This window comes from Candidatus Paceibacterota bacterium (assembly GCA_041661305.1).
GTDB lineage: Bacteria > Patescibacteriota > Minisyncoccia > Phycocordibacterales > VMEP01 > VMEP01.
In genome coordinates this window covers 132,829-144,748 of the sequence record JBAZUR010000001.1, presented here as the reverse complement: position 1 = coordinate 144,748, position 11,920 = coordinate 132,829, and the positions used below count along the sequence as shown (strand labels likewise).

The window sequence follows — 11,920 nt, the reverse complement described above, 5'->3', positions numbered from 1 at the left end:
AAAACAATTAATTAGCGCCTTCTGATTCTACTTCGCGAATTTTTCTTGAAAAATCATCCATGTCAGCGTAACGTCTAATCTTTTCACTAATAAGTGCGTCTTGCTTCATTTTTTCAAATCTAGTACTCGTTGCAATTAGATTATTGTCGTAAAGATATGAATCCGAAAAACTAGAAACAAAAATTTTGAAATTAAACAATGGCACATCGCTCTGTACTGATTTTTGTATGTGACGAACAACGTTGAGCGCACATGCATCGCTAAACAGACTATACCATGTCGGACTGGAGAATAATTCTTTTGAACGACCCAGCATATCTAAAGCAAGCGTCTTCCTACTTTCACTTGTTAAAACGAGCGGGTAAAGATAGACGGAATTATTTCGCGCAACGGCCCGCAAGGTTAAAGCATCATTTTCACTAGTTATCAAATATGCAAGTTCAAGTCGCCTAATTGTTGCATTAAAAAGTGAGTACTGCTCCCCTTTTTCTCTCCTTCCCTCTGGAGAAAGCGTGAAGCTTGTACCATCCTCAAAAACAAAAGAAAGCATTGTATGAGCCTTTAATTTATTGTCGCTGAATGGGACTAAAATATAATCAACGGATTTGATCTTATTTAAATCAAAAGTAGCGGTGTAATAATTTTTTTCAAAATCATCCTCGGTTATATATGAAAAATTCCTTATGTTATGTATCGTAACAATATCACCACTAAAACTAACTTCAGGTAATATTTGATACATAGAAATATACTTGTGGTTATAGGTTGGCCTTACCGTGGCATACCAAAAACCAAAAAATATAAATAAAACAAAGGACAAAGCAAACAGGGGTCTTGCAACTTTTTTAACAAACAAAAAAATACTTTGGAAAACTTTATTAAAATTCATTTATTACACAATATCGCATCAACATAAATAAAACAAAATGCCACCTAGGTTTCCCTGTGGTGGCATTGAAACAACAGAACATCTTCACTCCTTCCCCTTGATGGCCGAGATCAACTCCCGTAACTTATCCTTCACGCCACTGTCGATGTTTCCGGCATTTTGGACCCAGATGGTGAAGCCGAGAGTTTTTTCCTTTTCCCCGTTCTGGTCGACAAACGAACCACCGGCCGGCATCAGAATATCGAAATGATAGAAGGAGACATAGAACGTTCCGTGCTGAAGTGGGACTGCACAGTCGCGCACAACCCCTCTCTCGTTGATAAAAGACGACACGAGTTCCTCGCGACAAAGAATCTTTCCGTAACCAAGCCCATCAGACATGGCGTTATACACCGTCTTCTCGATTGCTTCCGGTGCCACCATGTTTGTCCTCCAGAGAATAACGGTCCAAAAAGTTCGATCTTTCTGAACACATACCGGAAAACGAAAGACGTTAACTCCTTCCTTGGGAAAAATCTGGCCGTTTTTGGGACAGTTAATGTTCCAAGAAAAACCGAAGAAGCTCTTTTCTTTGTTGCCAAGGTCGATGGTCCAGCCGTAATTCTCCAAGAGAAATGGCCTCATCTCGACAGCAGAAACAACCGAACAGAAAGAAGTGAGAAGAAAACAGAAAAATAGCTTTTTCATGGCACCCTCCTAAAAAATCATTTTACTCAAAAAACAAGTTTGTTAAAACACAAATCTATTGTAATTAATTCATAAATTACACTTTTTGTCAATGGTAACATAAAAATAAATACTAACTACCACCTGACCAAATATTGCTCCTTAAAAAAAATAAAATAGGGGGAGACACTTTCGTGCTCCCCCTGTTTCTTCTTGCTGGCGACGCCGGTCGGTTACATGCGCCAGATCTTCTGGATGGCGGCGGTCTTGGCTTCCTTGTGGATGTACGGGCTCATCTCGCAACCCATCGTGGCCACTTGCTTCAGGATCATCTTGTCACGCACGGCCTTGTTGACGGACGGAACGAAGCGGTAGTTCTGGGACGCCAGCCCGACGTCGAAGTTCTTGACGCGGCAGTTCTTGTCCATCTTCGAGTTGTACTTCTTGGCGAGAATGATGACGGCGACCTGATAGTCTTCCCCGCCGGCCACCCACATCGCGTCGGCGATGACCTGCCCGGGCTCGTTGCTTTCATTGGCGTTGGCGAGCATCGTCTTCCCCTTCCCGGGGTCAGCGAAGGCCGACGGCGCGAAGAAAACGAGGGCGAAAAGCGAGGCAAACAAAACACTCAGAAGCTTTTTCATGGACTTCTCCTCTTTTAATGATACTACGTTGTTTCGGGGACCCCCGAGACATTCCATACCAAATGATACCTATAATTAACTTTTTGTCAAGGGCACCTCAAAACACCGTATCTACATCATTTCTTTTGGTTTATGTTTGGTTACACCAAGAAAAAAGCTGAAATAAATGCCCCTAACCAACCTAACGTGGAAGCCATGCCACTAATCATAAGTGGCAACCTTTCTTTAAAATTAAGCTCAGCGTAAGTTTTTACAACCGCCACATTCATCAACCTTCCTATAAAAAAACTATTAACAATAAGGATTGAAACAAAAAACATTTTTAAGTAAAAAACATTTGACGCAAGCAGGTATTCTCGCATTGACCAAAAAAGAGTAACTCCAGTTATAATCATCAGGGACAAACCAGCAAGTACATGGTGGTGATATTTTAAAAGTATCGTTCTATTAAGTGTTGGCTCCTTCCCCAAGAACCACCTAAGAGCCTTGTGGTCAGCCAATAAAATTCCTATTACCGAAAATATAAGTGATGAAATATGTAGCGGAAAAACAATATCTGGAAGCGACATGCTATTAATGGTAATGATAATTATCGAGTAAGAGCCCCCACATAAAATGTGGTGAGTTTTTCCTCGGGCTTACTATCTCCTTCGTGCTGGCCAATAAACGCAGAGGTGCCATCTTTGCCACAAATAGAAAGAATCGCCTTGCTTCCACCAGGGTGTTTTGAAATCCAAGCAGTTAAATCGTAAACTTTGTCGTTGACCACAGACCAACAGCTAGCCTCTGAATTATGTAAAATGACATCAGCTAAGGTGTAAACTTTTTCCGCACTGGTTGAACTCACTGTCGGAGAAACCTCTACATTTTGACCGGATGAATTATCAACCGGACCGAGTTTGTAATCTCCACTATTCCATCCTTTTATTAAATAAAAACCAATCGCACCAACCACTAATAAAGTAATAGTTCCAATTAAAATATTTTTCATGGAAATATTTTATCATAAAAAATTATCCTACAAACAAAATACCCCCTTTGGGGGTATTTTGAAGATAATTCTTAAAAACTACCTATCGTCGTCATCTTCGTCGTCGTCACGAGAAGAAGTACTTGTGCCATTCCTGCTATCTCTTTCGTCATCACTTCGCCCTCTTTCATCGCCCCTAATACTTGTGGATGATGCGTTATTTCCTCTATTCCAATCATCTTTCTTTTCTCCTTTTTTATCATTATCTCCTCTCTTATCCATATCGTCTTCAATATCATTTCTGATGGCATTTTTAAGAGCAGTGACCCTCCCTTCGTTTGCTAATTTAATAACTTTGTGGAAACTATCTCTAGCATCAGCAAACTCTCCTGTTACTATTTTGGCCTTACCTTCCACAAGGGCGGTATTTGCCTCAGCAAAGAACTTGTCGACTTCAATAATAGTTTCTACTGAAAGCTCTGCCTTAACTCTCAAGTAAGCTCTTTTTGCAGAATCAAGAACATTTTCCGCTGCTCCTTGTTTTCCAAGAGCACTTTCTTTTGTTGTGCTAGCCTTATTATTTTCTTCGTCACTCTTAGAAATATCTTTTCCAAGTTTAGAATCTATTTTTTCGCGATGATCCTTAACGACATTTTCATTATTTTTCAATGAAGAAAGTATTGTTGCAATTTGCTCTCTTGTGCTTGTCGCAACATTTTTATTTTCAGAAAGCGCCTTAAGAACATCTTGGTGGGCCATCAATGCAGCTTCAAGACGAACTGCTAATTCAGACGAACTGGCCCCCTCTTTCTTAGAAAGCTCGTTTGCGCTTGAAGCGAATTTCTCAATCTGATTATTTAATCTTGATTCAAGATCATTTCTTTTTTCCTGATCAAAATCACCCTTAGCAACAAGTTTATCTACTTCTTGTAATCTGCGCTCTGTGAGTCTCTCCTGCCAAGCTGTTTTCGCCTCTTGTGATACAGAAAACAACCCGACAACTGGTTCATTTAAAGATATTTTAACTGGATAAAGTGCGTCACCTGGCAACGCATTCTCTGCTACAACCGATGTCCCTCCTGAGAGAGCTAATATAAGTGCAATAATTAATGTTGGCATATTTTTTAATTGATTAACTAATAAGCTGGTTACTAATGAAAAACCGTCTAACAAACTACCCTCGCTATTAAGACGCTCCTCAGCGCCATTTCTTACATCTGATTTTACTAAATTAATAGGGTTGCTATCAATATAAGATATCAACCTTTCATGAATAAGAGCCTTTTCGCTTTCTGAGAGAGAAATTTCCTTTAATTTTTTTAATTTTTCTTCAAAATTTGTATCCATGTTTTTATTCCTTACCACCCGCAATATTCCGCAAACGAGCTACCGCACGGTTAATCCTCACTGATATTGTATTTTCCTTCTCGTTCAAAATATACGCAATTTCCCTTGGGCTCATGTCTTCAACGTACCTCATCGTAATCAAGTCACGGTCATCTTTTGAAAGCTTTTGTAAAACAGAAAGGAAGATAGAGTATTCTGCTTGCAACTCGGTATTTTCTTTCGCCTCCATGTTTTCAAAAAAACCTAGTGGTAGGTCGCTTTCGGGAACTGATTTACTTTTTCGCCAAAAATCAATTACCGCGTTATGGGCCACTTTATATAAATATGCTTTCATATTTTGAACTTCTCCACCTTGAGCCAGATATTCCCAAGTTTTCATAAAAACATCTTGTGCAATGTCTTTCGCTATTTCTCTATCGCTTGTTTTAAAATAACAAAAACGAAAAATAGAGTCAGCGTGTAGGTTGTACGCTCCAAGAAACATATTTTCAATATCGTTTAAATGGTCTTCCATAGATTGAGACGAACAAAAACACCCATTCTTACTTGATGTAAATTAGAGAAATAAATTACTACTCCTTCTTTTTGTCTATTTTATCAAGACCAATAAGTTTAACTCCAAAATAAACAACAAGAGCTATCACGATAAAATCAATAAGAACACTAACAAAATCACCCCAGAGAATACTAACTGAGCCAATCTCTAGGCTTGCAGCCTTTAGCCCCCCCGCTGCACCTAAGGCGACGCTTAGAATTGGATTAATTATATCTGTAACCAAACCAGCTACAACCTTAGAAACAGCACCACCTAAAATAAAACCGACAGCTAGTCCGACAACCCCCTGTTCGCGAATAAAGTTTAAAAATCCTGTCATAAAATTAATTTAAGCTAATAATTACTAATAACTATTGTATCGCTTCTCCAAACGCCTCGTCTTCGTCGTCTGCGTCAGCATCAGCCTTTGTGGCATGAATTCGTCCGTCTATGTGGTTTGCTGGAGCATAAATCGTATAGACTTTTAGAGGTTCTGCTCCTGTATTTAGAAAATTATGCTTTGTTCCCGGAGTCACCACAACAACATCACCAGCGCCAACCAAGCTCTCTTCACCGTTTAAAATTACCTTCCCAGTACCACTCATAAAAAATAGAGTTTGCTCAACATGTCCATGTGTTTCTTCTCCGATTTCTCCACCAACCGGAATATCCATCACCACAAGCTGGCTTTTATTGCCTGTAAAAAGCACTTTTCTAAAATTGGTATTTTCTTCCGTTTGTTTGAGAATATTAGTTATGTATGACATTTGTTAATTTTATCTTAATTAAATAGGCTTTTCCACTAAAGGCCCGCGAACTTCAACCATATTGACAATCATTGATATGTGTTATATCCTTCATAAGGTTATTTATCGTGATCTTTTTGAGGAGGCAAAAAATGGCGACGACGGGTGACAAGAAAAAGTTGGCAAAACTGCTTGAAAAGCTCCGCAATCGTATCAACGAGAGCGGTAGCAAGAAAAGCTACTGGATTGAGCTTGAAGAACTGCGTTTCCTCTTGTGCTCAGCCAATTACGATACCTGCCAGCTCAACGCTGATCAGGGCGACGGCACTTTCAAGACCGTTGTCACGGTCGAGGGCAAGAAGTTCCAGTACGTCGGCGAAAAGGTGGAGTGCTAGTGGCTTCCACCAAAATCATCCTCGGCAAATGACGGGCGCCCTGCAACATAGTGCGCAAAACGTCTAGCAGCATCAGTATCGTCTCGGGAGGTTTCCTGCCAGGACGTCCCATACAGTTTTATACAGAGCTCTGCGTGCAGAGCTCTTCTTGTTTTTCCACTTGTCTCAAAAAATTTTGGGCTATGTGCAATCATCTCTTGGGCAACCGCGCTTGAGTAAGCCTTACAAGTTTTTTCCAAAGACTCATAAGCTCCAGTTCCCTCTTTCGGCAAAACAACATCTCTTCTTAATCGGGCGTCGTATGCCGCCTCTTCAAGATCGCTTTTTTGTTCAAATCCACCGGAAAGTTTTTCGCTCATATTTTTATTTTTACATTCTACCCCACAAACAACCAGTTATTCAACCAGCTAATCATCATTAGCAATTGCTTCCAGCTACATGTCCCGTCGTCCAACAAATCTGAAGACTATAACCTCCAGACGGCCTATCAATATTCAAAACATCACCAACTAAATAGAGGTTTGGTATTAATCGTGACTGCATTGTCCTAAAATCAACCTCCGTAAGCACAACCCCACCAGAAGAAACGACTGCCTTATCTCTGCCAAGTAATTCCTTAATATTAAGAGGGACTGCTTTCATTAGAGCAACAAGCTTCGTACGATCTACACTTTTTACGCTGTGGTTGGCCGTCTCTCCGTCAATTTCTAAAATTTGCAGTAATGCCAAACCAAGAGCTTCTGGAATTAGTCTGCCAATAGTATTTTTTAATTTTTTATTACTTTCAGCGACCAAAAGTGTTTGTAGTTTTTTCTTCAGCTCGCTGTGGTCAAGCTTAGGAAATAAGTCTAAATCAATCCTAACTTCTCCATATTGCAAATACTCACCAACTTCTCGGCTCATATTTAAGACAGTCGGACCACTAATACCCAAATGTGTAAAAAGTAATTTTCCTTTTTGAACGCCACGTTTTTCTCCATTTTGGAAAACAGTAAGTTTAATTTCCGATAAAGTCACCCCGCTTAATTTTTTAGTCCAAAAATCTTTTAATTTGAGTGGCACAAGAGCTACGTCATTTTCCACGATTTTGTGTCCAAGTTTTTTAAGCCACATAAACCCTTCCCCAGTAGAGCCAGTTTCAGGGTGCGAAGTTCCACCCGTCGCGAGAACACAGCTTTTGGCAATTATTTCTTTTCCTTTTTTTAATTTGATAAAAATATTTTTTGTTTTTTTATCAAAAGAAATACTAATAACCTCAACATCAGATTGTATTTCCACCCCACCATTTTTCACATATTTTACTAAAATATCCCAAACTGACTGAGCTTTGTCCGAAACAGGAAAAACCCTCCCTTCATTTTCTTCTTTTGTTGCCATTCCACGCTTATTAAAAAATTCGAGAGTTTCTTTCACTCCAAACTGAGCGAAGGGAGAAAAGAGGAATTTATCACTACCTTTATATTTTGAGAGCATCGTGCGAACATCTTTTTTATTATTGGTAACGTTACAGCGTCCACCACCAGTAATCAAAAGTTTTTTACCAAGAGTAGTATTTTTCTCAAGCAACAAAACGGAACGCCCAAGTTCAGCAGCTCTCCCAGCCGCCATCATACCGGCCGGACCTCCACCGATTACAACAACATCTATTACCTTATCTTTCATGTATATATTTTACTTCTCTAAATCCAAAGTTTCATCAATACGAATTTGTTCCACAAATTCAGGAACGTGAGAAACAATAATCATTGCGCCGAGATACTTATCCAAAGCTTGCGCAATAACTGGAATGTGTCGGAAATTTATGTGGTTTGTCGGTTCGTCTAAAATAAGTAATCCTGGTCGCAGAAGTACGAGCTGAGCAAAAGCAACAAGTCCTTTCTGCCCTTCAGACAAGCTACCGATTTTTGTTTTTACAATTTCTCCGGTCAAGAGAAATCCAGCGGCAACACTTCTCATTTTGTCTTCGTCTCTTGTTTCCATTACTGCCATCAAAGACTCAAAAACAGTGTCGTCAAAATTAAGCGTTGAAAAATCCTGTCGATAATAACCAACACGAACACCGTCTGCTATTGTTGCCCCTTTTGCTTTTCCGCTCGCGAGAGCCTCGAGTAAGGTGCTTTTTCCAATGCCATTCGGACCTCTCAACAACAAGTGTTGCCCACGCTTTAGAGAAATTTTTGCCTTTCTTTCAACTGGTTTATGATTTTTACCAATTACCGAAAAAGAAGTTATGCTTAGAATCTCTCCGACTACTCCATCTTGAGCAGGGATAATAAACTGCCTAATTGTCCTGTCTTCTTTTCTCACATCAACCATTTCCTCTTCAAGCTCCTCTGCTTTCTCTCTCATTCTTTTTGCAACAAGACGCATCTGCCCTCCTTTGTGGGCAAAGAAGTTTGATTTATCTTTGTTCTCTTGTATTTCTTTTGCTAGTTGAGCATTTTTTCTATTTTCTTTTTCGATACGCGCAGAAATCTCTTTAACCACGTCAAAATAATTACCTGCATATTGCTCAATCTTTCTAGTATGAAGGTCTAGATATAAAACCCCATGACTGAATGAATTTAAGAAATCAGCATCGTGAGAAATAACAATTACAGTCTTTTTGTAATCAATGAGAAATTTCGTTAAATGTTCAATTCCTTCTTTGTCTAAATTGTTTGTTGGCTCATCAAGAAGCAGTAAGTCTGGGTTCTGAATAAGAGCCGATGCGAGAAGTAGCCTAGCCTGTTGTCCCCCAGAAAATGATTTTACAATCCTCTCGTGTAGTTTTTCATGCCCCTTCAAATTAACAACCTCAAGAACATCATCGATTCTTGGGTCAATATCATAGACCTTGTCTGTAAAACACTTTTCAAAAAATGCGCGCACGGTCAAATCCAAGTCTTCACGTGGGATGACCTGTCGCGATAAAGCAATGGAAAGATTATTAACAATATTTATTTTGCCAGATTCTGGATGTAAACCCTTTGTAATAAGATGAAAAATTGTACTTTTACCTGCACCGTTTTGACCCATCAAAGTAATCTTTGTTCCACGACGAATAACAAAATCAGCCTCGTCTAAAATAGGCTTATTAACCCCGTACTCGAATGATACTTTTTCAAATGAAATTATGCTCTCTGATTTTGCCATAAGATATATTACTTTAGCACACAAAAATCCATATTATCTCCAGATAGGACATACACACTTGAGTAAAGCTCGAGGCGCAAACGAGCATTTGCCCGAGTCGTACAGAAAGGTACGATGAGGAAAAAGCGGAGTTTGCAACGAAGAGATTTGCCGAGTGCGGATGTCTTATCTAAAAGAAAAACACCCCGAGCTTTGGCCCAGGGTGTTTTTCTTAAACGTCAGCTTATGCGCGTGATACGTTTGTTGCTGCTGGGCCTTTTTCACCGTCAGTAACTTCAAAGCTGACAACATCGCCAACCTTTAGTTCATCAAATGTGACACCATTCAACTCCTTAGAGTGGAAGAAAAGATCCTTTGACTCGCCTTCGCGGGAAATGAATCCAAATCCTCTATCTGTGATAGTTTTGATTGTTCCTTGCATATTGATTTCTATATTTATTGCTACTTAAATTGCTACTACGAAACTCGACTCTGCTCCTGTGCTTAGGGATATGTATAACATAAAAGCCACGAAAAATCAATAATTAGAAAATCCGTCTCTATATGAGACGGATTTTCTAATGCATGACTACTTCTTATTCTTTTTTGGTTTCTTTGTCTCTTTACGAGGACGATCATTTCCTTTTGCCATAAAATTTAAATATTTGTTAGCTTCTAATAATTTAATTATACCAAATCAAATTTATTATTGTATTTTTTATACTAATTCATCTCATAAATTACATCTTTTCGCTCCACCACTATTTTCCATTTATTTCTCTTAGCATGTTTATATAGTTTCATATTGGGATTAAAACAAATCGGATTTGTCACCATTTCCAAAAGCGGAATGTCACTTTCTGTGTCCCCAACCCCGATTGAGCCCTCAAGTGTCAAATCTTCTTTTTCTACCGCCCTCTTCACTATATTGGCCTTATTCATTATGAGGTGTTCTTCGATAGGCTTTCCCGTGAATCGGTCTGTTGGGCCAATTTCCAAAAGACTTCCGTAAACCTTATCGAAGCCCAACCCTTTACAAAATTTTTCGGCAATTCCTTTTGGAGAATGAGTAATCGCCAAAAGAAAATACTTCTCTTTTTTCAGCTGAGTAACCAAATCTCTAGTATAGCGATATGTATGATTTTGATATCTTTCTATGACAGTCTCTGATGCCTCAGCAAAATCAGCATAATGAACTCCTTTAATGTGCCCGATAAATGATTTCACTACCGCCCCGATATATGATTCGTAGTCACCCTTACGCATAAGCCAGTGTTTATGTTCTCTCTCATATTCTTTACGCGCAGACTCATCTATGTTTCCGCGCTCAATAAGGACGTCCATCAATTCAATCAAAAGACTTGAGCGAAAAATCGTCCCGTCTATATCAAAAATGGCTACTTTTTTCATCTTATTATTATATATCATAACGCTAGCCAAATAATGACCGCACGACAGTGTCCTATTTTTCCCAGTCTAATTTAATCCTTTTTGTGAAAATCTTTGCAACAATGAAAAAACCAACACCCCCCAAGGCAACCCACAACAAAAGACCTTTAATATCACTGAAGATAAGTGCCCCACTTGCATAGACCGCAACAATAGCGAATGGTATCTCAGAAATAAACGTTGCCAATAAATATTTAGTAAAGTTGTAACGCAAACCACCCAAAACAAGCCCTGTTATTTCAGAAGGTAAGGCTAATCGAAAAAGAACCACGAGAATAAATTCTGAATTTTCAGAAAGTTTTTGCTGATAAGCTACAACTTTTTTAAGAAAAACACTTCTTTTGAAGATCGTGTAAAGTCCATATCTCCCCAACACATAAGAAACCAGCGAACCAATAACCCAACCAGTGATGAGAAAAACAAATGTGAGTGTCTTCCCCCAAGCCAAAACAGCAAATGGAACAGCGGGAAGACTTGAGAACATTGATATTACCGTTGAGAAAGCCGCAAACAAAATAAAAATCAAAACTCCGGTCGTTCCACTCTCGATAATATAAAGATTAACCAGATTCTCAATATTGATAAACTGAGACTGAAATAAAAGCGCAGCACAGAAAATAACGATGAGGCCAAAAAAGACAACGAGAACTGATAATTTTTTCTCCATTTAATTAAAGTTTAGCACGGTTCCATAAAGCACAAAGACAACCAAGGCAAACCAGTGGTATTAACCAAACGGCCTATAAAATCGATAGTTTAGATGTATTGCTTAGCAAAAGATTCGATTTTTCGAAGAACTGGCAACATTCCACGGCCTTTTTTGGTCAATACATAAGAAACCGAAAGTTTATCAATTGACTCCATTTTTCTATCCACAAAACCCTCGCTTTGAAGTTTTTTTAAGCGACTAGTCAGAGTGACTGGATTCAAATCACCAACCTCGCGCTGAAGTTCACAAAAACGTTTTTCACCAGTAGAAAGAGAGTTCACAATAAAAAGTGTCCATGTATCACCAAAGATTTTAAGACCAGTAGCTAAAACCTTCCCACAAACAGGATTACTTTTTGTTTTTTTGTCGCCTTTTTTGGAAATTGCTTGACTCATTGATTTAAATAGAATACTATAGTTTTTATAGTACTATAGAAACATTAGTAATAAACATATT

Annotated in this window: 17 protein-coding genes; 1 reads left to right on the top strand and 16 read right to left on the bottom strand. The window is 38.8% G+C overall.

What is annotated here, in order from left to right:
- Window positions 1–7 precede the first annotated feature (7 nt).
- The 9 genes from WC724_00915 to WC724_00875 all read right to left on the bottom strand — a co-directional run bounded on the left by WC724_00915 (window position 8) and on the right by WC724_00875 (window position 5,818).
- Entirely contained in the window at window positions 8–742 is a 735-nt protein-coding gene (locus WC724_00915; protein ID MFA6077560.1) for a DUF4105 domain-containing protein, read from the bottom strand.
- A gap of 231 nt (window positions 743–973) precedes the next feature.
- Window positions 974–1,576: a hypothetical protein gene (locus WC724_00910; GenBank protein MFA6077559.1), complete on the bottom strand. Its 603-nt coding sequence runs from the start codon at window positions 1,574–1,576 to the stop codon at window positions 974–976.
- 212 nt (window positions 1,577–1,788) lie between these two features.
- Entirely contained in the window at window positions 1,789–2,199 is a 411-nt protein-coding gene (locus WC724_00905; protein MFA6077558.1) for a hypothetical protein, read from the bottom strand.
- A gap of 140 nt (window positions 2,200–2,339) precedes the next feature.
- Window positions 2,340–2,768, bottom strand: coding sequence for a hypothetical protein (locus WC724_00900; GenBank protein MFA6077557.1), 429 nt, complete (start codon window positions 2,766–2,768; stop codon window positions 2,340–2,342).
- Between the two features lie 20 nt (window positions 2,769–2,788).
- The gene (locus WC724_00895) at window positions 2,789–3,190 is read right to left on the bottom strand and encodes a cytochrome b5-like heme/steroid binding domain-containing protein (GenBank protein ID MFA6077556.1); all 402 of its coding nucleotides are present in this window, start codon (window positions 3,188–3,190) and stop codon (window positions 2,789–2,791) included.
- Between the two features lie 78 nt (window positions 3,191–3,268).
- Complete coding sequence (locus tag WC724_00890; GenBank protein ID MFA6077555.1) at window positions 3,269–4,516, bottom strand: DUF5667 domain-containing protein; 1,248 nt, start codon at window positions 4,514–4,516, stop codon at window positions 3,269–3,271.
- A 4-nt stretch (window positions 4,517–4,520) separates the two neighbouring features.
- Window positions 4,521–5,030, bottom strand: a complete 510-nt coding sequence (locus tag WC724_00885) for an RNA polymerase sigma factor (GenBank protein ID MFA6077554.1) — start codon at window positions 5,028–5,030, stop codon at window positions 4,521–4,523.
- 58 nt (window positions 5,031–5,088) lie between these two features.
- On the bottom strand, window positions 5,089–5,391 hold the full coding sequence (locus WC724_00880) for an MscL family protein (protein MFA6077553.1): 303 nt from the start codon (window positions 5,389–5,391) through the stop codon (window positions 5,089–5,091).
- Between the two features lie 31 nt (window positions 5,392–5,422).
- On the bottom strand, window positions 5,423–5,818 hold the full coding sequence (locus tag WC724_00875; GenBank protein MFA6077552.1) for a cupin domain-containing protein: 396 nt from the start codon (window positions 5,816–5,818) through the stop codon (window positions 5,423–5,425).
- A gap of 131 nt (window positions 5,819–5,949) precedes the next feature.
- Here WC724_00875 and WC724_00870 point away from each other — a divergent pair, with 131 nt between their 5' ends.
- Window positions 5,950–6,192, top strand: a complete 243-nt coding sequence (locus WC724_00870; GenBank protein MFA6077551.1) for a hypothetical protein — start codon at window positions 5,950–5,952, stop codon at window positions 6,190–6,192.
- Here WC724_00870 and WC724_00865 read toward each other — a convergent pair.
- The 7 genes from WC724_00865 to WC724_00835 form a co-directional block, all read right to left on the bottom strand.
- Entirely contained in the window at window positions 6,189–6,551 is a 363-nt protein-coding gene (locus WC724_00865; protein ID MFA6077550.1) for a hypothetical protein, read from the bottom strand. The two genes, WC724_00870 and WC724_00865, sit on opposite strands and share 4 nt — an antisense overlap.
- Before the next feature lie 58 nt (window positions 6,552–6,609).
- Window positions 6,610–7,854, bottom strand: a complete 1,245-nt coding sequence (locus WC724_00860) for an aminoacetone oxidase family FAD-binding enzyme (GenBank protein MFA6077549.1) — start codon at window positions 7,852–7,854, stop codon at window positions 6,610–6,612.
- Window positions 7,855–7,863: 9 nt separating this feature from the next.
- A complete protein-coding gene (locus WC724_00855) occupies window positions 7,864–9,327 on the bottom strand; it encodes an ATP-binding cassette domain-containing protein (GenBank protein MFA6077548.1) in 1,464 nt (487 codons plus the stop codon).
- A 223-nt stretch (window positions 9,328–9,550) separates the two neighbouring features.
- Window positions 9,551–9,748 (bottom strand): cold shock domain-containing protein, encoded by a 198-nt coding sequence (locus WC724_00850; protein ID MFA6077547.1) that lies wholly within the window; start codon window positions 9,746–9,748, stop codon window positions 9,551–9,553.
- Between the two features lie 281 nt (window positions 9,749–10,029).
- Window positions 10,030–10,734: an HAD-IB family phosphatase gene (locus WC724_00845; protein ID MFA6077546.1), complete on the bottom strand. Its 705-nt coding sequence runs from the start codon at window positions 10,732–10,734 to the stop codon at window positions 10,030–10,032.
- 34 nt (window positions 10,735–10,768) lie between these two features.
- Window positions 10,769–11,422 carry a VTT domain-containing protein gene (locus WC724_00840; GenBank protein ID MFA6077545.1) on the bottom strand — a complete coding sequence of 218 codons (654 nt, stop codon included), beginning with the start codon at window positions 11,420–11,422 and terminating at the stop codon, window positions 10,769–10,771.
- A gap of 89 nt (window positions 11,423–11,511) precedes the next feature.
- A complete protein-coding gene (locus tag WC724_00835; GenBank protein MFA6077544.1) occupies window positions 11,512–11,859 on the bottom strand; it encodes a helix-turn-helix domain-containing protein in 348 nt (115 codons plus the stop codon).
- Window positions 11,860–11,920: the final 61 nt, after the last annotated feature.